This is a genomic window from Neobacillus sp. K501 (genome assembly GCF_053749995.1).
This window is the reverse complement of the sequence record NZ_JBSLYA010000004.1, coordinates 1-21610: the sequence shown is the minus strand read 5'-3', so window position 1 is coordinate 21610 and position 21610 is coordinate 1. Positions and strand designations below refer to the sequence as shown.

The following is a 21610-nucleotide window of genomic DNA, read 5'->3' as shown; positions in this document are numbered from 1 at the left end:
AGCGCTTAATTATACTTTCTTAATAATAAAAGCCTATTATGATTGGGGAGGATGTCATGTTTTTTGACATAGGAGTTTCATTTTTTCAAGCAGAATTTACTAGCAAAGAAGAAGCACTTGAAAAAATGGCAGATGCATTATTCTCTCAAGATTTAGTTACAAGTGATTTTAAGAGAGGCATTTTAGATCGAGAATCTCAATTTTCAACAGGGCTTCCAACGGTACCGTTTGGAGTAGCGATACCACACACGGACACTGACAAAGTAAAAGAAAATCAGATTGCTTTTGCATCGTTAACAGAACCAGTGAAATTTCAGATGATGGGGAGTTCTGGTGATGAGGTGGAAGTAAGTATCATCTTTATGTTGGCAATAAAAAATGCAGACGAGCATCTTAGTACTTTACAAAAACTAATTGAGGTATTCCAAAATGAATCTCTGATTAAAAAACTAGGTGAATGTAGCAATCAACATGAGTTCAAGCGGATTTTACAAAGTGTGGGATTAGAGTGAAAATGAACGACAATATTATGTTTAAAACAATTGGTTGTGACTATATTACTATATTTAGAAGGGGTTGATATTTGTGCAGGTGTTACAATGGTTTGTTGATCTTGGTCCTAGTGTCATGTTACCGGTTTTGCTCTTTATTTTTGGACTTGTTTTAGGTACAAAACCTGGAAAGGCATTTAAAGCGGGTTTGACTGTTGGTATTGGTTTTATTGGTCTAAATCTAATTATAGGATTGTTAACAGACAGTTTAGGCCCCGCATCTAAAGCAATGGTTAAAAATTTTGGCTTTAATTTAGAGACCATTGATGTTGGTTGGCCGGCTGCAGCAGCTATTTCGTATGGTTCAGCATTAGGTAGTTTAGCTATCCCGGTTGGTATTGGACTTAACGTATTGCTTTTAGTTTTTGGATTAACTAGAACCTTAAACGTCGATATTTGGGATTATTGGCACTGTGCGTTTACGGGTTCACTTGTATATATGTTAACAGGGAATTTTTATTTAGGATTATATACAATTGCCATTCACGTTATTGTAGTTCTATTCCTTGGAGACCTAATTGCAAAGCATATTTCAAGGTTTTATGGATTTCCAAACATTACGTTCCCGCACGGAGCATCTGCACCATCCTTTTTAATAGCTTTGCCATTAAATTGGGTATTTGACCGAATCCCTGGTTTCAACAAGTTGAAAGCTGACCCAGAGACCATCCAGAAACGCCTTGGAATCTTTGGTGATACCACCGTGATGGGTGTGCTAATTGGTTTAGTAATCGGGATATTAGCTGGTTATGATGCAAAAGCAGTTCTTCAACTATCAGTTCAAACAGGAGCAGTTATGCTGTTAATGCCAAGAATGGTTTCTTTACTTATGGAAGGTCTTTCACCAATTTCGGAAGCAGCGAGTGAATTTGTTAGAAAAAGACTTCCAAACCGCGATTTGTATATAGGTATGGATAGTGCTTTATCTGTAGGACACCCAGCTGTATTGTCATCTTCTCTTATTATTGTTCCTATTACGCTTTTTTTAGCAGTGATCTTACCTGGAAACACGGTTCTGCCTTTCGGTGACTTAGCGACAATTCCATTTTTAATCTGTTTAATGGTTCCGGTTTTCAATGGTAACATCGTCCGTACAGTAGTTGCTGGAACTTTATATATGGCTGGAGGTCTTCTAATCGCAACATGGGCGGCGCCTTTGATCACAGATGCTGCCATCAATGTTAACTTTGATTTGGGTGACAGCACTAGTATCTCTGCTCTTGTTGATGGAGCTGTTTGGACAACTTTGTTGTTCGTAGGATTAGGAAAGCTTTTAAGCTGGGTAGGGATCACGATTATCGGTGTTATATCAATTGGTGGATTAATATATTTAAACAAAATAAAGGGGAAGAATACGGCAAGCTCAAATGACCTGAATTTATAAAATGAATATTTCTCCTATGCTCTCAAATTAAGGAATAAAAGGGGTGAGAGATTCCTTGGAATCCGTTAAGAGATTGGTTTGTGAGGCAAATAAAGCATTGATTGAACACGGACTTGTTAAATGGACTAGCGGAAATGTAAGTTTTCGAATAGCTGAGGAAAATTTGGTAGTTATTAAGCCGAGTGGTGTTCACTTTTCCCAATTAACCCCTGAGAAAATGATAGTAGTAGATTTAGAAGGAAATATAGTTGAAGGTAATTTAAAGCCTTCTGTTGATACTGCCAGTCATTTATATGTTTATCGCCATCGAAATGATGTTCATAGCATTGTCCATACACATTCTCCTTTTGCAACTAGCTTTGCGATTAGAGGGGTTGGAATACCGAGCTACGCAACGACTGCAGCAAATTTGTTTGGGGAAGGGATTCCGTGTTCATCCTTTGCGGCTATTGGTGAAGAAGAAATTGGAAAACAAATTGTTGACTCTATCGGAGAATCACCAGCAATATTACTCAGGAATCACGGGGTTTTCACAATTGGCAAGGACCTTGAATCTGCATTAAAGACGGCCGTACTTGTTGAAGAAATTGCAGAATACACTCATTATGCCACTTTGCATAACTCAGATCTGGAGCCTTTGGATCAAGAGACTACGAGTGCCTGCAAATCCTTTTATAAAACAAGTTATGGGCAAGTTAGAATTTAAACCAACTAAAATGAAAGCTAAAGGGAGCTGTAGGAAAAATGAAAAAACTTTTAATTATGTGTGGCACTGGAATTGCAACCTCAACAGTAGTTGTTGGAAAGGTAAACAATTGGTTAAAGGAAAATGGATTAGACAGCAAAGTAAAAGTGTATCAATCTAAAATAAGTGAAGAATTAAGCCGTATTGATGATTACGACATTGTTATTTCTACGACACTTGTTCCAGATAAACTAAAAGAGAAAGTCATAGATGGTGTACCTTTATTAACAGGTATTAATGTAAATGTAATGTACGACCGTTTAAAAAGTGAAATACTTGCCTAATTCTACTTATCTATAGTGTTTAGCGACTGTGCCGAGAACTAGTTTTCTCGGCTATTTTTTCTATAGGTATAGATGCTTTTGGAAAAAAATTGGTGTAAAATGTTCTTATACATAACATTTGCTTTATAAAACAAAAATGCATTGCCGTAAAGGGGATGGCTAAAAGTGGATTGGCAAGAGAAAAGGCAGTTGGTGAAGGTTTCCAACATGTATTATAACGACGGTTGGACACAGGCACAAATTGCCCAAAAATTAGGGGTTTCTAGGCCGGTTATATCCAAATTGCTGCAAAGGGCAAAGGATGAAGGGATTGTTAAGGTTTATATAAAGGATGAAAGTGTTCACACAGTGGAATTAGAACAGCATCTTGAACGTCTTTTTGGTCTTGTAGAAGCAGTAGTAGTTCCAAACAACGGGCTTACAGGAGAAATGGCAAAGCGGGAAGTGGGACAAGCAGGTGCCAATTATATTTCCAATAATATGAAAGACGTTAAGAGTATTGGGATTTCATGGGGCGAGACATTAGCTAATCTTGTTCAGGAATACCCTTTTGAGCGAAGAGAAGAGGTTACGGTTGTTCCGCTGGAAGGTGGTATGGGTGTCAAACAAGTACAAATCCATGCGAATCATCTGGCTAACGAATTAGCGAAAAAGCTTCATGGCACATGCACCTATTTATACGCTCCAGCCATTGTCGAAACGGAAGAACTAAAAGAAAGGTTACTGGCAATGCAGGATATCCAAACTGTTCTTGAAAGCGGGCGGAACGTCGATATCGCTCTTGTTGGAATTGGCAATCCGTTTGCAGAATCAACTTTGATGAAGTTAGGGTATCTTCAGGAAACAGATTTAAGCAATCTTCGTGAAGTCGGAACCGTGGGAGACATTGGTTATCGATTTTTTGATGGTAATGGGCAGCAGGTTCATGACATGTTGAATAGAAAAGTCATTGGTGTAAGCATGGATGACTTTAAAAACATTAATAAGGTCATTGCTGTAGTTGAAGGAGAACATAAAGTTGAAAGTATTCTTGGTGCATTGAGAGGAAAATTTATTGATGTTTTAATCACCGATGAACTGACTGCCGGTGCCATTCTGAAAAAATATAATTCCTAAGTGAATGGCCGTACCATAAAAATGAATACTTGAATAGTATAAATATAAATATGGCATTTATTTATTCTTTTTTAAGCGCTAGCATATAATAAAGAAATGGTATGATATTCCTTTTAAGCTAGATGTCGGAATATGTAGTAAGGAGAAGGTAAATATGAAAATTTCAGAGCTAGATGTCTCCCTTTATTGCTCACGTTGCCATGACGAAACGCTTCACCGCGTTCAATATTTAAATGATAAAATTCACAGTACAGAGTGTACGGATTGTCACCGAAAAATAGAAATGAACCTTAATCCTACTAGAGAACTGTATAAAGAAGTCTACAAAAGAATTACTTCAAAGCCATCAAGATTAACGAAGGAATATAAAGAGGATCTAAGCAAATTCGTCGGTGGTTTTCCAAAAAGAGTCATTAGCAAACCGTATCGATTGATGCGGAATGTTGATGAGACGTGGAAAGCCTTTAAAAAGCTGAAGGATCATCACTAACAATACAACTTACCTTTTCCAGTAAACAAAAAGCTGACATTTTAGTCAGCTTTTTGTGTATTAGGGAATTTAAATGGTCAGATGTAGTTCTCTTTTCAATAACGGCTGAGTAAAAGTTGGCAACAAAATTTCAATCGTCGTTCCCTTACCGACTTCACTATGAATGTTTAACTCCCCACTATGACTTTCAATAATTTTGAAGCAGGTCATTAGCCCCAGGCCGGTTCCTTTTTCCTTCGTGGTATAAAAGGGTTCACCTAAAGTTTTAATTCGCTCCTTTGGAATCCCAATTCCCTCGTCGATGATCCGGATGGAAATTTTACCTTCTTCTTTTTCCTTTATGTGTATGTAAATGTTCCCGCCTTTAGGCATTGCATCGATTGCGTTTTTTAAAAGATTGAGGAAGACCTGTTTTAATTGATTTTCTTCGCAGCTGATCATCGGCAAATCTCCATCATCCTTAATAAAAATCTGAACATTGTTAAGGATGGACTGGGTGTTAATTAAGGTAGTGACATCTTTTATTAAATTCAAAACATTCTTTTCTGTAAATACGGCGACATTCGGTTTGGCAAGAACAAGAAATTCCCCAACAATGGCATTGATTCGGTCAAGTTCGGATAGCACAATGTCATAGTATTCCGATTGCTTGTGGTCTGCCTTAAATAGCTGAATAAATCCTCTAATCGACGTAAGTGGGTTGCGAATTTCATGGGCTATCCCTGCTGCCATTTGCCCTAAGAGCGCTAGTTTTTCTGATTTTTGCAGGAGCCGTTCGGTTTGTTCTTTTCTTTCGGTGATGTCTTTTCCGATTGTCAAAATCGCTTCATTTCCGCCAAATTGGATAGACATTGAGGAACCTTCAAAGAAAATATTCGAGCCATCTAGTCTTTTAAACTTATATTCCATATTGTTTAACGGCATTTTTTCCTTTTTTATTTGCTTAAGGCGCTCCATCAATCGATCTTCATATTCCGGGACAATATAGTCAAAAATGGAGGTACCAATGACATCGTTTTTATCATTGGCACCAATCATCGCAAGCGAGGCGTGATTAGCATATATCACTTTATTGTTACGATGTATAAAAATGGCTTCAGGAAGTGAATCGACTAGTTGGATATAGCTTTTTTCACTAGCCCGCGCTTTCTTTGCGTATGTCCGCGCCCAATCATATTGCCATCCCACCAGCCAGGCGATGGAGGTGAAGATAAAAAAATCAATCGTAAAAAACTGGTCATACCCCATCAGCTTCTGAAAGGTGTTAAATAATATTGAAATCAGTACTAGAATAATTTGACCCGATTTATTCATGAGTTGGCCCTCTTTATAAGCATAATTTGCTATAATCATACCACTTTCGATGTTTAGCACTACCCGAAATTTGTCGAATAATTAAATTTTTCTGTGATAAAGTGCCTATTTTTGTCCTACGAAAAAATAGCATTATAATGATAGGGAGTTCCTAAGATGGGAGTGGGTCAGAATGTCTGAAGAAATAGAATTAGCGACATTTGCGGGCGGTTGTTTTTGGTGTATGGTATCACCATTTGATGAGCAGCCTGGGATTAAGGAGGTCGTCTCTGGCTATACCGGCGGAGAAAAAGTAAATCCGACCTATGAGGAAGTATGCTCGGGAACAACGGGACATTATGAAGTTGTTCAAATAACGTTTGACCCTGTAGTGTTTTCTTATGCAAAATTACTGGAGTTGTTTTGGCAGCAAATTGACCCGACAGATATCGGAGGCCAGTTCTCTGACAGGGGTGATTCGTATCGGACGGCCATTTTTTATCATAATGATGAGCAGCGGGAACTCGCTGAAAGATCTAAAATTGAACTCGCCTCGAGTGGACGCTTTAAAAATCCGATTGTAACGGAAATTCTCCCAGCGGGTCCTTTTTATCCGGCCGAGGAAAAACATCAGAATTACTATAAAAAAATGCCATTTCACTATAATCATTATCGCGAAGGCTCCGGTCGAGCCCGTTTTATCCGTGAAAACTGGAAAAAACAGAAAAGTGATGAGGAATTGCGGAAGGAACTAACACCTCTGCAATTTGAGGTTACCCGGAATAATGCTACCGAGCCGCCGTTTAAGAATGAATTTTGGGATCATGATGAAGCAGGAATCTATGTGGATATTATTTCAGGAGAACCTTTGTTCAGTTCTGTGGATAAATATGATGCTGGCTGTGGTTGGCCAAGCTTTACAAAACCACTGCTACGAAATGAATTAGAGGAAAAATTTGATACCTCTCATGGCTTACGGAGGATCGAAGTTCGCAGCAAAACCTCCGACTCCCACCTAGGACACGTCTTCGACGACGGCCCAGGACCTGATCGAGCCAGGTACTGCATTAACTCTGCTGCACTACGATTTATCCCAAAGGATAAGCTTGTCGAGGAGGGGTATGCGCAGTTTTTGAAACTGTTTGAATAATGAGGGGGAATAATGCGGTGACAGGCACCACAAATGTACAAATGTCCGTCTCGAGTGGACAGTTTACAAAAAATCAAGAGTGACAAGGTACTCTCATTTTTGAGGGTGCTTGTCACTCTTTTGCTTGCTTTATTGGTAGGTGCTTTCTTCCAGTTGTTTTTTTAGTGGAAGGGGCTTTTGCTGCTGGATTAGGAAGAAGAATACTCCTGCTAGCACAAGTAAGCCTCCTGTAATTTGTGCACCGACAAGGCGTTCACCTAGTAAAAGGAAAGCCAAAATCGTTGCACCAACAGGTTCTCCTAAAATACTCATTGAAATCGTTGTTGCATTGACGAAGTTTAGAAGCCAGTTGTTTATCACATGACTAATCGTTGGCACGATCGCTAGTAAAAGGAAGATTCCCCATTCTTTTGCAGGGTATCCTGTAAACGCCGTTTCGGTCCCAATATTGTAGATTACGAGAGCCATAGAAGCAAAGGAAAATACACAGAAGCTATAAATCCAGTGCACGACTTTCTTTACGGTTGTTTGTCCAATTAATAAATAGCCAACCACGGCGATCACGCTGAAGAAGGAAAGCAAATCGCCAAGAATAGCCTTCTGGCTTAAACCGAAGTCCCCCCAGCCAATCATGACTGCACCTACAATTGCGATTCCCATCGTCATTAAAGCAGGGACAGTGGTCCTTTCTTTAAATAACCAAAAGCCACCAATAAGTGAGACAATTGGCTGCAAGGCAAGGATGATGGTGGAGCTTGCGACAGTTGTTAATTTCAGCGAACCGAACCATAAGACGAAGTGCAAGGCCAAAAATAGGCCAGAAAAGAAGAGGAAGAACCAGTCTTTTTTAGCAATTTTTTTAAATTCCGCTCGGTATTTCCAAACGATAGGCAGCATGAGGATGCTAGCAAATATCATCCGGTACATGCTTAATATAGAAGCTGGCGCGTCTGACCATTTGACAAATATCGCAGAAAAGGAAATGGCGATGATCGAAATCGTCAACGGCAACGTGATGGATTGAGAACGATTTGATTTCATTTTTTTCTCCTATCTTGTTGTTTACATATCTTCTTGATCCACATTAAGTTCGATTAAATTCCCGTCGGGGTCAGCGCAAAATATTTGAGCAAAGCCGCTTTTACTGTCGGGCTTGTTTAAGATTTCGACTCCATTCTTTTCGAGCCACTCCAATGTTTTATGGTAATTCTCTACTCTTAATGCAAAATGGCCCTCTCTGCTGCTAAGGCGCTTATCTTTTCGAATCGTTTGAGAGGAAGGAAGGACAATGAGGTGAATTTGCTGGTGCCCAACCTCATACCAAGCGCCAGGGAAATCAAAAGTAGGGCGAGCAATTTCATTTAAACCTAAAATATTGCTGTAAAAATCCTTCGCACGGTCCAATTCGGTCACCGTTAGACTAACATGATGAAGCCCTTTATACTGAATCATGACGCACACCTCTTTGAATAAATTTTACTAACAGCATCATACCATAGATTTTTTCACAATGGTTGAGAAATGGTTAAGAAATGGAAAAAGGCTAATCAGGGATTAGCCTTGTCCTTTTGAATCGATCATATTGTTAGGATTTTGAGTACAGTTTTTCAGATTGAGTGGTATTTGCTTCTAACGTTTTCATAAACCGTTCAATGCGTTTTATCGCTTCTTGAAGCTGTTCCATTGAAGTAGCATAGGAACATCTAACATAGCCTTCGCCACTTTCGCCAAAGGCACTGCCAGGTACGACCGCTACTTTTTCAGCTAAGAGCAGCTGTTCGGCAAATTGCTCCGATGTAAGCCCCGTTTTTTTGATGGATGGAAATACGTAAAAGGCTCCACCTGGGTTATGGCAATCTAAACCGATGTTATTTAACGACTGAACGACATAATTTCTCCGTCTGCGGTAGCTTCTCCTCATTGTTTCTACTTCATGATAGGTATTCCGTAGTGCTTCGATTGCACCGTGCTGCAGCATATGGGGTGCGCACATCGTTGTATATTGCAAAATTTTCACCATTTGCTCAGCAAATACGACTGGTGCCGAAACAAAGCCTAATCTCCAGCCCGTCATCGCAAAGCCTTTGGAGAAGCCGTTGATTAAAATGGTCCGTTCGTACATGCCTTCGATCGAGGCAAAGCTTGTATATTCTTCGTCATAGGTTAATTCTGCATAAATTTCATCTGAAACGACAATGAGGTCGTGTTTTTGAATGACCTTTGCAATAGCGGAAAGTTCTTCTTTGTTTAAATAACTGCCAGTTGGGTTATTAGGTGAACAAAGGAGGATCGCTTTTGTTTTTTCCGTAATGGCTTGCTCGATTTGTTCAGGGGTTACCTTAAAACCGTTATCTGGATGGGTTGCGACAGGTACCGGTTTTCCGCCTGCTAATGCCACCAGTGGGCCATATGAAACAAAGGCTGGTTCGACAATTAATACTTCATCGCCTGAATTTAGAATCGCACGGAAGGAGAGGTCGATCGCCTGGCTCGCGCCAGCGGTTACGATAACCTGATTCTCCGGATTGTACTGAACATGAAAGCGACTGTTTAAATAGTGGGCTATTTCCTGGCGTAATTCTAGCAGTCCTGGGTTCGCAGTATAAGAGGTGAAGCCCTCTTCTAGTGATAAAATGGCTGCTTCCCGAATGCTCCATGGTGTGATAAAGTCTGGCTCCCCAACCCCCAAGGAAATGACGCCTTTGATTGTGGCAGCAAGATCGAAAAATTTTCGAATCCCAGAAGGTTTTATCTCTTTTACGGTTTGTGATAGATAGTGGTGGTGTTCCTTATTCATGGTGATACCACCATTCTCCGGTCGTTATCTTTGGTTTCACCGAAAATGACACCATCGTGTTTGTATTTTTTTAACATAAAATGAGTTGTCGTTGAGATAACGTTATCAATGGTGGAAAGTTTTTCAGATACAAAGTTGGCGATTTCAGACATCGTTTTACCTTCGATGGTAATCGATAAATCATAAGCACCCGACATGAGATATAAGGAAGTAACCTCCGGAAAGCGGTAGATTCTTTCCGCAACCTCATCAAAACCTACACCACGCTTGGGAGTAACTTTGACATCGATCATCGCGACGATATTTTCTTTTCCCGCAACCTTACTCCAGTCGATCAGGGCCGGATAACTGACTATAACCTTTTCATCCTCTAACTTTTTAATCGTAGCCTGAACGTTGTCTACACTACTGTTCACCATCATTGCAATATCCTCAACAGGAATTCGGTGATTCTCCTCTAGAATGGATAAAATCTCTAACTCTTCACCTGTTAAATGCATAGCATCCACCTCAATCATTAAAATAAGTTATACATAATAATACCTTATTGTTGTGGTTTGTTGAGAATAATATGATAATTTTAGCTACAAATTTTTGTGAATCGTCTCAAGTTAATGATGGAGGTGTTTTTTAGGGTGAATCGAGAAGAGAATGCCTAAACTAAGTCCTAATAGAATTCCAATTCCATCAAAACCAATATCGAATATTCTTCCATCACGAGTGAAAAATAATTGAAGGACCTCGGTTAAAGCTGCATAAGAAATGGATAGAAGCAGAGCGAGAGATTTTGAGTAAATGCACTTGACCAGCAAAACAGTAAGAATAAAAAAAGCAACAATATGACCTAATTTTTGCATCAGGAAATAACTGCTAAGCGCCTTCGGTAAAGGCAATAGCAAGTCCGTTAAATACGGATCGCCATCCTAGCGAAACCGAACCACCCCCGACTCAACCAACCCGCGAAAACTAGACGTACACGCAAAAACAAAAATCACCCCAGCCCACACAAAAACAATTAATCCTCGCATAAAAAACATCACCTCAACCCCATTTTGAACCGGTAGTCTGGGATTCATACATTCATACATGAATGTATGAATGCATAAACAGTGACAGGCACCGCTCGTGGACACTGTCCACCTGAGGCGCACAGTTATGACTCAAGATATTTATTTGTGGCGTGTAGCGCGCTTTTTTCTTGAGCAAATGTGAGGTTAGTGTTTTGATAGTATTATTCTTAAGGAAAGGTGTGAAGTGGACGATGAAATTGTTGAATATCCATCATATTGCGGTGATTTGTTCGGATTATGAAAGGTCAAAGGATTTTTATGTTCGAATTCTTGGTTTGACTCCTGTTCGTGAGGTTTTTCGCGAGGAGAGAAATTCTTATAAGCTTGATCTTGAGGTGAATGGGCAGTACCAAATTGAGTTGTTTTCTTTTGCCAATCCACCTGCACGCCCAAGCTATCCAGAGGCGGCGGGCTTACGGCATTTAGCGTTTGCGGTAGAGGACATAGAGGCAGCAGTGCACGAATTAACTTTGAAACAAGTAGAAGTAGAAGCAATACGGATTGATCCTCATACGAATAAGAAATTTACGTTTTTTGCCGATCCAGATGGGCTGCCTATTGAATTGTATGAGGTCTAAACCAAACTAAGGATTTTTTATAAAGGAGAGAGTAACATGGCGATAAGAAAATTAGAGCATGTTGGTGTGATGGTCAAAGATATCGAAATCTCGATTGAATTTTATCAAAATAAATTAGGGTTGGATTTATTAGACCGAATTTCAGCAAATGAGCCTTCTGTTATCCTTGCGTTCCTTGGTGATCGAAGTAGTGGACAAGTCTATGTTGAGCTCATTTCTGGGGATGAGGAAGACTATCCAGATGAAGGAAAGGTCCATCATATTGCCTTTACCGTTGACAACATTGAAGAAGAAGTAACTCGTCTGCAAGCATTAAAGGTACCGTTTCTCTCGGAAGAAGTGAACATCCTAGCAAACGGAACTAAATATATTTTCTTTAAAGGTCCAGACGGGGAAACACTCGAACTTTTTCAGCCTGCATCCCTATAAAATTGGAAAGCCTTAACATCCTTTTTGAAAAGGGTGTTGAGGCTTTTTTTTATGCTTTGGAAAGACCTGAGATAAACCATCTTTGTCCAATCCCTCCGTGCCCACACGTCCAAACGGCTGTTCGAATACATTGCTAATAGGACAGTTGAATGGAGGGAAAATATGAAAACAAGTAAATTGATTTGGATCATTGTGCTCAGTGCCATATTGGTTCTCCCATTACTACTTCTTTTATTCCATCAAAATGGTGCTGAACGAACGACCACCCCTGTGTCAGAACCACAAGCAGTTTCAGGAGTGGATGCCAATAAGGTGGACAAAACCGAGGAGCAGCCAGCACCACCGGCACCGACACCACCACCGCCGCCGGAAATTGTATGGGGCGTGGATACAGCAAGTAAGTTAGATCAGGCTTTTATGCAATGTGTCGTGGATAACTATGGAAAACCAGTTGTTTTTGGGAGATATTTGGAAACCAAAGAGGGTGTATCATCTGGTTTAACCCAGGAGGAAGTGGCACTTCTTCATGAACAAGGGGTGAAAATCATCCCGATATATAACCACTTTACAAATGCGACAACCTACGAAAATGGTGTTGCAGAGGCAAATATGGCAATTTCCTTTGCGCAAAAATTAGGTATACCTGAGGGAATTGCGATCTTTGCTGATATCGAACCGAATTATCCAGTGGATGAAGGCTTTATCCGCGGCTGGGTGGATACGATGCTAGGTTCGGCCTACAAGCCAGGAATATATGGGGTTTTCACAAATGAAAGTACGCTTAATGCTGCCTATCAAGCAGCCTTAGCCAATAACGGAAATGTCCAAAGTCAAACCATCATTTGGAGCAGCAATCCAGACACAGGAGTCACACCTCAAGCTAACGCTCCCCAATATCAGCCAGGAGCCCCTGAAAACGTCAACGTCTCCATCTGGCAATACGGCATCGACGGTCAGCCCTGCAACATAGACACCAATCTCGTCCAGTCAAATATACTCCAACACCTGTGGTAAAAATGCATAAATGGATGTATAAAATGTGATAAATGAATATTTGGTGCCTGTCACCGCTCGTGGACATTCGTCCACAAGCGGTGACAGGCACCTTTTTTTTGAAAAATTCTGTATAATAAAAGGTAAAAACGGTGTTAGGTGGGGGTTATGGGGATTGAGATTGTTCCGCTTGGGGATTTGGCGATTCGAGTTTGTTTTGGTAAGGAAATTTGTGAGGAGGTTCATCGGGAGGTTGATCAATTTGTTCGGAATTTTGAGGAGGAGAGCTTAGAGGGGGTCGTGGAATGTGTTCCTGGGTACACGACAGTAGTCATTTATTATAATCCTTCGAGAATATGCTCTAGGCGGTTAGTAGAGAAAGTTCAAGTGATTTATCATCTTTCGAAGGAAGCGCCGGCGTTTGAAAAGCTTGTATATACCATACCTGTTTATTATGGAGGAGAAACAGGGGCGGATTTATCCTTTGTAGCCTCATACAATAAGATAAGCGAGGAGGAGGTTATTCAAACCCACGCCGAAAAGGAATATCTCATTTACATGATGGGATTTATGCCGGGGTTTCCTTATCTAGGTGGGCTTTCGGAAAAAATTCACGTTCCGCGGCTCACTTCTCCAAGAGCAAGCGTGGTGGCAGGCTCCGTCGGAATAGGCGGTATGCAAACCGGAATTTATCCAGCGAAAGTTCCATCTGGTTGGAGAATTATTGGGATCACTCCGATTGTGTTGTTCAATTTAGAAAATGATCCTCCTTCCTTATTATCTTCTGGACATTATGTGAAGTTTGTACCAATAGAATTCGAGGAATATCAAGCAATAAAGGCTAATAAAAACTATAAGGTGAAGACGTACAGAAGGAGGGCGCCTAGTGGCAGTAATTGACTTGAATTGTGACCTTGGCGAAAGCTTTGGTGCTTTTAAAATCGGTAATGATAAGGAAGTCCTGCGTTATATCTCATCTGCCAATATTGCCTGCGGCTTCCATGCCGGGGACCCTCATGTCATGATGGAAACGGTTGAACTGGCAATCAAAAATGGCGTTCAAATTGGTGCTCATCCAGGATTACCCGATTTAGCGGGGTTTGGCAGAAGGGAAATGGAGCTGACCCCTAGAGAGATTTATAATCTTACAGTCTATCAAATTGGTGCTTTGTCCGCAGTCGCGGCTTCAAAGGGTGGAGCTTTGACGCATGTGAAACCACATGGGGCTTTATATAATATGGCGGTGAAAAATCGTTTGATTTCCGATGCAATCGTACAGGCAACCGCAGATGTAAACCCAAACTTAGTCCTTTATGGGCTAGCAGGCAGCGAATTGATCCAAGCGGGAAAAGAAAAGGGGCTTCTCGTTGCCGAGGAGGTTTTTGCAGATCGTACCTATCAAGCAGATGGAACATTAACGCCGAGATCTGCTGCGAACGCAATGATTCATGACCCAGAAATTGCAATAACAAGAATCATTCGCATGATAAAAGAGGGTAAAGTAACCGCCGTGGATGGTTCGGATGTTTTGATGAAGGCGGATACCGTTTGTGTTCACGGGGATGAGCCAAGGGCATTGGAGTTTGTAAGAGAATTAAGGAATGCTTTGCACGCAGAAAACATTTCGATAATAAAGCGTTGGAAGAAAGAATGACAGCTATTTTTAAAGTCTTATCGGCAGGATTACAAACAACCGTACAGGACCAAGGAAGATACGGGTACCAGCGGTTTGGAATCAGTCCTTCTGGGGCAATGGATCCGTACTCAATGAAGATGGCCAATTTGCTGGTGGGGAATCTCCTAGGTGAGGCGGTACTTGAAGTGGCGCGGAACGGTCCCCGATTAGAGGCATTGGCTGATTTTTCGATGGCCATCTGTGGCGGGAATTTTTCGCCAACGCTTGACGGGAATCCAGTACCAATGTGGAAGGCTATGAAAATCAAGCAGGGGCAGGTTCTTTCCTTTGGCAGGTGTGTGGAAGGAAGTTGGGCGTATATTGGGATTGCTGGCGGTATTGATGTCCCTCTCGTATTGGGGAGTAAATCGACATTTGTGAATGGGAAATTTGGCGGTTATCTAGGCAGAGCTATAAAAAAGGGAGATATTCTTGATGGAAATCCGATTATAAGAAGGAATCGTTTCGTTCATCCAGACCTCGTTCCTAACTATGAAAAAGAGCTGTCTGTAAGAGTAGTACTGGGACCGCATCTCGACAAATTCACTCCAGAGGGGATTCGTACTTTCTTAACAGATGCATATACGATTTCGCCGCAATCCAATCGGATGGGTTATCAATTAACTGGACCAAAAATAAAGCACCAAGCCAGTGCCGACATCATTTCCGATCCCATTCCATTAGGCGGGATTCAAATTCCAGCCAGCGGACAGCCTATCATCCTCATGGCCGAGCGCCAAACCACCGGCGGCTACACAAGAATCGGAACCATTCTCTCAGGTGACATCGCGAAACTTGCACAAGCACCGCCTGGCAGTCACGTTCGTTTCGTTGCAGTGGATTTGGTTGAAAATACTGGTGAAGATTTCGGTGCCTGTCACCATTCGTGGACAAATGTCCGCTCTAGTTGGACACTGAGGTCCCAAGATTCCTTGGTAGACATCGTGAATGTATTGTTTAAGGTTCACCATTTTTGATTTTCAGGGGGAGTGGAAATGAGGGTTGAGGAGTTAAGGGATGAGCGATTAGCTGATTTTATTGCGTATTGTAGGAAGCATAGGTTAGAGGTGGATGATTCGTATTTGTATGAACAGGATTTAAGAGATTTTGAGCTCTCTGCAGAGAATCCTACTTATATAATGACGAATCAGAGTGGGGTGGTCGTTGCCGCTGCATCCCTGATTATTGATGATTATCATAAGCGGGGGAAAAGAGCTCGTTTTCGTATTTTTCACTCGGAATTAGAAGATGCAAATGGATACCAATTGCTAATGGAAGCCATCCTCAAGCACACCAAAGACTTAGATAAGGTTTTTCTATTTATCCCGGTGGAAAACAGAGAATTAACCAAGTACATCGAAGAGTTGAAGTTTACGGTGGAGCGGTACTCGTTTTTACTTGTCAGAGCAGAACAGGATGTACCAGCCTACACCCTGTCGAAAGAGTATGAAATCCGCCCCTTTATGCCTGGTCAGGATGAAGAAATTTGGTGTCAGGTGAGAAATGCTGGCTTTGCCAAGCTTCAAGGGAGTGAAACTCCAGTCACCCCAGAAATGGTGAAAAAGATGATTGCGGAGCGAGATTATCTTGAGGGCGGGATGATGATTCTTTTTCATAAGGATCGCCCTGTCGGAGTAATTAGGGGATCAGATGATGAATACGAAAATTCACCAATCATGAATATCGGACCGATTGCCATTATTCCAGAGTATCAAGGCAAAGGCCTAGGAAGATGCCTTTTGAGAGCATCGTTACGTTTTGCAAAGGAACAAACTTATGACAAAACCGTCCTTTGCGTGAACGGAGATAATGAGCATGCCAAAGCTCTATATCTGCAGGAGGGGTTTAAACAAGTCTCGGCTGTTGCCTGTTTTCAATACTTTTTATAGGAATAATAAGTTTTCATAATGGATCTGTTTATTCTCGAATAAATATATTTATTTTATTTCGGTTCACATTACCATTCGTTCCATATGCTTTACTAATAAGGGGTGAAGTGTAATGAAAAACGATCCATTTGATATCGAAACGCTGAAGCACATTAGGAACAGACTTGATTATATTTACTCGATAGCGAATTGTAATTACAATGACAACCCTGAACTAATGGACACCATTAAAGGTTTGGCTCAAGTAGCAAATATGTTTTCGAATATTAAAATACAAGAGTTAAACAATCATGTTGAAACACCAAGCCCTCAGGGATATATCCTAGCAGAACTGGCAACTTCATATTCTAGAATGAGAGAATATGAAAAAAATAAAGACAACGATTTTCCTGCCTGGAAACTTTAATTGCATACAGAAAGTGAGAAAGGACTTCGCTTAAAGCGGGTCCTTTCTTTCTCGTTTCATAGAAAAAGAAAAGCAGGATTCCACAATATTATGGAACTGTCTGTCACTTGTGTCGCTTTCCTTTGTTTAATATAGTAGAAGTGAGAAAGGGAAAATTTTTACATATGGATATGATCCTGATGCCGTTTTAGCTGGAAGGGGATTTTTATGAGGATTAGTAATTTTTCAATTAGGCGTCCTATTTTTACACTTGTAACGATGTTTTTAATATTGATTATGGGGGGAGTGTCGCTATTTAATATTCCGATGAAACTGATTCCTGAAATCAGTCCGCCGGTTGGGGTGGTGGTGACGACATATCCAGGTGCCAGTCCGAAGGAAGTGGTGGAGAAGGTAACAAAGCCGCTTGAAGCTAATCTTGCTACTCTTCCAGGTATTAAAACGATGACGTCTACTTCCCAGGAAGGCGCGAACTTCATTCTAATGCAATTTTCGTGGACGACGGATATTGATGAAATTCAAAATGAGGTGATTCAAAGGCTGGATCTAACTCCGCTTCCTGAGGATGTTGGGAAGCCGCGTTTTTTGAAGTTCGACCCTGCTCAATTTCCGATTATCCAGCTGTCACTATGGGCCGAGCAGGATGAGGAATCTTTGCGGGAGCTTGCGGAGCAGCTAAAGCTTGAATTGACCAAAGTCGATGGGGTTGCAAGTGTGAATCTTTCCGGCACCTCGGCACATGAAGTGAGGGTTGAACTAGATCAGGAAAAGCTAAAGAATCTACAACTGAGTCAGGCAGAGGTTATAGATATTATCAAAGCCAATCATATTTCCCTGCCAGGAGATACCATTTTAACTGAAGGAAAAGAACTTACAACCAGGATTATTAGTACCATTGATTCGATTGAGACATTGAAAAATCTAACGATTATCGCAAATCCAATCTCTGGGGTAAACATTACACTGAAGGATATTGGCCAAGTTGAGCTGGCCAAAGTAGATGACCACACGATTACGAGGACAAACCAGCAGCCATCCGTGCTTTTAAGCGTCCTGCAGCAGTCTGATTCGAATACGGCAGCTGTTTCCCAAGCATTTACTAACCAGCTTGATTCTTTGCTAGAAAAAGAAAAATACAAAAACATTCAGTCCGAAATCTTATTTGATCAAGGTGATTATATTCAAATGGCCATTGGGAGTATTACCAATTCGCTTCTTGTCGGTGGTGTCCTAGCGATGGCGGTTTTGTTCCTATTTTTGAAAAATATTAGAAGTCCGCTGATCATCGGGATTGCCATTCCATATTCGGTGATTGTGACGTTTGTGTTGATGTATTTTGCTGATTTTACCTTAAATATTATGACACTCGGAGGACTCGCGCTCGGTATCGGAATGCTTGTTGATAATGCGATTGTCGTGATTGAAAATATTTACCGTCACCTGGCGATGGGGAAAAATCGTAAGGAAGCGGCACAGGATGGCACGAAAGAAGTGGGTGCTGCGATTACGGCTTCGACGTTAACGACCGTTGCTGTATTTTTACCAGTGGTGTTTATTACTGGCATTATCGGGGAGTTATTTACTGAATTTGCTCTAACGATTTCCTTTAGTTTGTTGGCTTCATTGGCGGTGGCATTGACGGTGGTTCCGATGCTGGCGAGCCGCCTTTTAACAGCTCCGAAAAAAAATCTGGTCGATAGGAGGCAGAAAAACAGCTGGACGAAGAGGTTGGACAAATCTGTTCGCTGGTCATTGAAGCACAGGAAAGTGGTGTTGCTGATTACCGTTATTGCCCTCGTCCTTAGCGGGTTTGGATTGACAACAGTGGGTACACAGTTTTTACCGAGTACGGATGAAGGATTTTTTAGTGTTCGGGTTGAACTTGAAAATGGTGCGGCCCTGACGGAAACGGAGAGGGTTCTTTCCGCACTCGAGGATCAATTAAAAAATAAGGAAGATGTCGATAGCTACGTCAGCTTAATTGGCACGACTCAGGAGGAGACCTTTAGGGGGACGACACACGCAAACGTCGGTGAGCTTTATATAAAGATGAAGGAACTTGAAAAAAGGAACCGCTCGACCTTTGAATTTGTCGATGATGTAAAGACTGAGATGGAGAAAGCGGCAAAACAGGCAAATCAAACAGCGGTGCTTTCTTTTAACCTCCAGTCCTCAACTGCCTCCGCTCCTCATACCTTAACCTTCAGCGTCAGAGATCATGACGAAGCAAGGTTGAAAAAATCAGTAGATAAAATTTACGATGCAGTGAAAGAGCTGGATGAGGTGAATGAAATATCAACGGATTTAATGGAAAAAGTCGATGAGATTCAGGTGGAAGTGAACCGCGAGTCCGCGTTAAGACATGGGCTGATGCCTGCGCAGATTGCGGTCATTGTCAATGATGTGACCCGGGGGACAAGAGCGACCCAGATGGTATCGGAGGAAGGGGAAATATATAGTATATTTGTCGAATATGACCGCGACATTACCCGTAATTTAGACAACCTTAAGGGGCTGCTTCTGAAAAAGCCGGATGGGACCTATGTAACGCTTGGTGAGGTGGCAAATATAGAAACCAAGAGTGGTCCTGTCGATATTCATAGAATTAACCAGCAATCAGCTGTTCAGTTCACCTTAAAGTATAAATCGACGACGAATTTAGGGGCAATTTCCAAAAAAGTTGACCGGGAGATAGCGGCCCTCAATCTTCCTGAAGAATCGGAGATTGTTTTTAGTGGCGAGCGGGAGCTCCTTGATTCTTCCATTGATGAACTAACCCTTGCACTTGTGCTGGCTATTGTGTTTGTATATCTTGTGATGGCAGCACAGTTTGAATCACTTAAATATCCTTTTGTCATCATGTTTACGGTTCCTTTGATGGTGGTGGGAGTAGCGATTGCTTTAAGCGCAACCCAGACACCGATTAGTCTTACGGCAATCATTGGTGTCATTGTTTTGGCAGGGATTGTCGTCAATAATGCTATTGTCATTGTCGATTTCATCAACCAGAAAAAGTCAGACGGGATGGATAGTGCTGAAGCAATCGTTGAATCAGTCAAAGATAGGGCTAGACCGATTTTAATGACGGCCTTAACAACAATTCTCGGGCTGGTTCCACTCGCCCTCGGAATTGGGGAAGGCACGGAAATCAACCAGCCGATGGGCATTACCGTCATCGGAGGCTTGTTCAGTAGCACATTACTGACATTATTCGTTATCCCAGTCATCTATAGCTACTTTGACAAAAAAACAAGAAACATGAAAATAACAGCAAAACACCGATAGGAATCCCAACTGGGGTTCCTATTTTTGAAGCGGGCTCATTTATTACCTGCTGTAGCCAAATTCAGTCAAAGCCAAACTCAGTATATAGAATAAAAGGGAACTGTCCACGTGCGGTGACAGGCACCAATTCAATGTTGTATTATTATAGTAGAAAAATAGTTAGAAGAGTGGTTGTTTATATGAAGAATACGGTGAAGGATATTGGGTTAATTTTGGTGGGGTCGCTTATATTTGCGATTGGGGTGAATTTTTTTACGATTCCTAATGGTCTTTCGGAAGGCGGGATTTTAGGGATTACGATTGTTACCCACTACTTGTTTGAGTGGTCTCCAGGTATTGTGAGTTTTGTTTTGAATGGGGTTCTTTTGTTAATTGGTTATAAGTTTTTTGATAAAAGGACAATGGTTTATACGCTAATTACGATTGCCTCCAGTTCTGTCTTTTTGCTTTTAACCGAAGAAATTGGAAGGAAACTGACCGATGACTTGTTTCTAGCTTCGATTTTTTCTGGGCTATTGGTTGGTGTCGGGTTAGGCGTGATTTTTCGAACTGGCAGTACGTCAGGTGGGTCGACCATCTTAGCGAGACTTACGAACCAATTGTTAGGTTGGAGTATTGGGAAAGGGATGTTGATTTTTGATGTTGTAGTCGTGGCTGGTTCTGTTTTCATCATTGGTCTCGAAAAAACAATGTATACCTTGCTTGTTGTTTATGTTGGCGCGAAAGCGATTGATTTTATTGTCGAGGGACTGGATGAAAAAGTGGCTGTTCTTATCATTTCCAATTCGCCCGAAATGGTCTTGTCTAACATCACGACAAAAATGTCTAGAGGGATAACCGTTCTTGATGGACGAGGCGGGTACACAGGACAGAATAAAGAAGTGCTCTACATAGTCATTAATAAGCAAGAAATCGTTCAGTTGAAAACCATAATTAACGAAATCGATCAAAACGCCTATGTTACTATCCATAATGTCCATGAAATGATTGGCAAGGGATACAAAGCAGCGTAGTGCTGGATAAATGAGCAGGGTAGGAAGATATCCCTGCTGTTTTTTTAGAATTGATCGGAATAGCTTGAAAATTGTTACTTTAATATTTTGGATAAAAAGCTATTGCATGCATGAAGTAACGGTGGTATATTAATATCTGTTGTTGCGAAAACAACAAGATTTTAAAAAAGAAAATAAAAAAGTTGTTGACTTTAGGTTGATAACTTGATATTATTAAAAAGTCGCCTTTGAGCGATTTGAAGAAATTGATCTTTGAAAACTAAACAAACAAAAACGTCAACAAATAATAATTATCATGTTTCTTCTATTATAAAAGAAATATGAGCCAACGTAACTTTATGAGCTATATCAACTTTCTTGGAGAGTTTGATCCTGGCTCAGGACGAACGCTGGCGGCGTGCCTAATACATGCAAGTCGAGCGAATCTTGAGGTGCTTGCACCTCTTGGTTAGCGGCGGACGG

General features: G+C 41.1%; 23 protein-coding genes and 1 rRNA gene. 18 read left to right on the top strand and 6 right to left on the bottom strand.

Annotation, left to right across the window (positions count from 1 at the left end; genetic code table 11):
- Positions 1–56: 56 nt before the first annotated feature.
- The 6 genes from ACWM35_RS10860 (at position 57) to ACWM35_RS10835 (ending at position 4570) form a co-directional block, all read left to right on the top strand.
- Positions 57–512: a PTS sugar transporter subunit IIA gene (locus ACWM35_RS10860; RefSeq protein ID WP_454818221.1), complete on the top strand. Its 456-nt coding sequence runs from the start codon at positions 57–59 to the stop codon at positions 510–512.
- A gap of 73 nt (positions 513–585) precedes the next feature.
- Positions 586–1935 carry a PTS galactitol transporter subunit IIC gene (locus ACWM35_RS10855; RefSeq protein ID WP_454818219.1) on the top strand — a complete coding sequence of 450 codons (1350 nt, stop codon included), beginning with the start codon at positions 586–588 and terminating at the stop codon, positions 1933–1935.
- 43 nt (positions 1936–1978) lie between these two features.
- A complete protein-coding gene (locus tag ACWM35_RS10850; RefSeq protein WP_454818217.1) occupies positions 1979–2641 on the top strand; it encodes an L-ribulose-5-phosphate 4-epimerase in 663 nt (220 codons plus the stop codon).
- Between the two features lie 38 nt (positions 2642–2679).
- Positions 2680–2964, top strand: a complete 285-nt coding sequence (locus ACWM35_RS10845; protein WP_454818215.1) for a PTS sugar transporter subunit IIB — start codon at positions 2680–2682, stop codon at positions 2962–2964.
- A gap of 207 nt (positions 2965–3171) precedes the next feature.
- Positions 3172–4080, top strand: a complete 909-nt coding sequence (locus ACWM35_RS10840; RefSeq protein ID WP_454818929.1) for a sugar-binding transcriptional regulator — start codon at positions 3172–3174, stop codon at positions 4078–4080.
- A gap of 154 nt (positions 4081–4234) precedes the next feature.
- Positions 4235–4570: a bh protein gene (locus ACWM35_RS10835; protein WP_454818213.1), complete on the top strand. Its 336-nt coding sequence runs from the start codon at positions 4235–4237 to the stop codon at positions 4568–4570.
- 69 nt (positions 4571–4639) lie between these two features.
- On the opposite strand, the gene ACWM35_RS10830 is transcribed toward ACWM35_RS10835, so the two are convergent.
- Positions 4640–5884, bottom strand: coding sequence for an ATP-binding protein (locus tag ACWM35_RS10830; RefSeq protein ID WP_454818211.1), 1245 nt, complete (start codon positions 5882–5884; stop codon positions 4640–4642).
- 172 nt (positions 5885–6056) lie between these two features.
- Here ACWM35_RS10830 and msrA point away from each other — a divergent pair, with 172 nt between their 5' ends.
- Positions 6057–7013 (top strand): peptide-methionine (S)-S-oxide reductase MsrA, encoded by a 957-nt coding sequence (gene msrA, locus ACWM35_RS10825; RefSeq protein ID WP_454818209.1) that lies wholly within the window; start codon positions 6057–6059, stop codon positions 7011–7013.
- A 129-nt stretch (positions 7014–7142) separates the two neighbouring features.
- Here the strand turns inward: msrA and ACWM35_RS10820 are convergent, their stop codons facing one another.
- From ACWM35_RS10820 to ACWM35_RS10800, 5 genes are all read right to left on the bottom strand, one after another.
- Entirely contained in the window at positions 7143–8054 is a 912-nt protein-coding gene (locus ACWM35_RS10820; protein ID WP_454818207.1) for a DMT family transporter, read from the bottom strand.
- Between the two features lie 21 nt (positions 8055–8075).
- A complete protein-coding gene (locus ACWM35_RS10815; protein ID WP_454818205.1) occupies positions 8076–8465 on the bottom strand; it encodes a VOC family protein in 390 nt (129 codons plus the stop codon).
- Positions 8466–8598: 133 nt separating this feature from the next.
- Entirely contained in the window at positions 8599–9810 is a 1212-nt protein-coding gene (locus ACWM35_RS10810) for an aminotransferase (protein ID WP_454818203.1), read from the bottom strand.
- The gene (locus ACWM35_RS10805; protein ID WP_454818201.1) at positions 9807–10310 is read right to left on the bottom strand and encodes an Lrp/AsnC family transcriptional regulator; all 504 of its coding nucleotides are present in this window, start codon (positions 10308–10310) and stop codon (positions 9807–9809) included. Before ACWM35_RS10805 ends, ACWM35_RS10810 begins: the two co-directional genes overlap by 4 nt.
- 111 nt (positions 10311–10421) lie before the next feature.
- Positions 10422–10667 carry a VanZ family protein gene (locus ACWM35_RS10800; protein WP_454818200.1) on the bottom strand — a complete coding sequence of 82 codons (246 nt, stop codon included), beginning with the start codon at positions 10665–10667 and terminating at the stop codon, positions 10422–10424.
- Positions 10668–11071: 404 nt separating this feature from the next.
- Between ACWM35_RS10800 and gloA2 the strand changes: the two genes are divergently transcribed.
- The 11 genes from gloA2 to ACWM35_RS10745 all read left to right on the top strand — a co-directional run.
- Positions 11072–11458: an SMU1112c/YaeR family gloxylase I-like metalloprotein gene (gene gloA2, locus ACWM35_RS10795; protein WP_454818198.1), complete on the top strand. Its 387-nt coding sequence runs from the start codon at positions 11072–11074 to the stop codon at positions 11456–11458.
- Between the two features lie 36 nt (positions 11459–11494).
- The gene (locus ACWM35_RS10790) at positions 11495–11887 is read left to right on the top strand and encodes a VOC family protein (protein ID WP_454818197.1); all 393 of its coding nucleotides are present in this window, start codon (positions 11495–11497) and stop codon (positions 11885–11887) included.
- 162 nt (positions 11888–12049) lie between these two features.
- Positions 12050–12901 (top strand): glycoside hydrolase domain-containing protein, encoded by an 852-nt coding sequence (locus ACWM35_RS10785; protein ID WP_454818195.1) that lies wholly within the window; start codon positions 12050–12052, stop codon positions 12899–12901.
- Between the two features lie 147 nt (positions 12902–13048).
- Complete coding sequence (gene pxpB / locus ACWM35_RS10780; RefSeq protein WP_454818193.1) at positions 13049–13780, top strand: 5-oxoprolinase subunit PxpB; 732 nt, start codon at positions 13049–13051, stop codon at positions 13778–13780.
- On the top strand, positions 13767–14534 hold the full coding sequence (locus ACWM35_RS10775; protein WP_454818192.1) for a LamB/YcsF family protein: 768 nt from the start codon (positions 13767–13769) through the stop codon (positions 14532–14534). The genes pxpB and ACWM35_RS10775 overlap by 14 nt, the downstream gene beginning before the upstream one ends.
- Positions 14531–15532, top strand: coding sequence for a 5-oxoprolinase subunit C family protein (locus tag ACWM35_RS10770; RefSeq protein ID WP_454818190.1), 1002 nt, complete (start codon positions 14531–14533; stop codon positions 15530–15532). The genes ACWM35_RS10775 and ACWM35_RS10770 overlap by 4 nt, the downstream gene beginning before the upstream one ends.
- Before the next feature lie 18 nt (positions 15533–15550).
- Complete coding sequence (locus ACWM35_RS10765; protein WP_454818188.1) at positions 15551–16444, top strand: GNAT family N-acetyltransferase; 894 nt, start codon at positions 15551–15553, stop codon at positions 16442–16444.
- A gap of 112 nt (positions 16445–16556) precedes the next feature.
- On the top strand, positions 16557–16850 hold the full coding sequence (locus ACWM35_RS10760; protein WP_454818186.1) for a hypothetical protein: 294 nt from the start codon (positions 16557–16559) through the stop codon (positions 16848–16850).
- 207 nt (positions 16851–17057) lie between these two features.
- The gene (locus ACWM35_RS10755) at positions 17058–20135 is read left to right on the top strand and encodes an efflux RND transporter permease subunit (protein WP_454818184.1); all 3078 of its coding nucleotides are present in this window, start codon (positions 17058–17060) and stop codon (positions 20133–20135) included.
- A 179-nt stretch (positions 20136–20314) separates the two neighbouring features.
- Positions 20315–21148: a YitT family protein gene (locus ACWM35_RS10750; protein WP_454818182.1), complete on the top strand. Its 834-nt coding sequence runs from the start codon at positions 20315–20317 to the stop codon at positions 21146–21148.
- A 354-nt stretch (positions 21149–21502) separates the two neighbouring features.
- Positions 21503–21610 (top strand): 16S ribosomal RNA (locus ACWM35_RS10745); the annotation flags it as partial.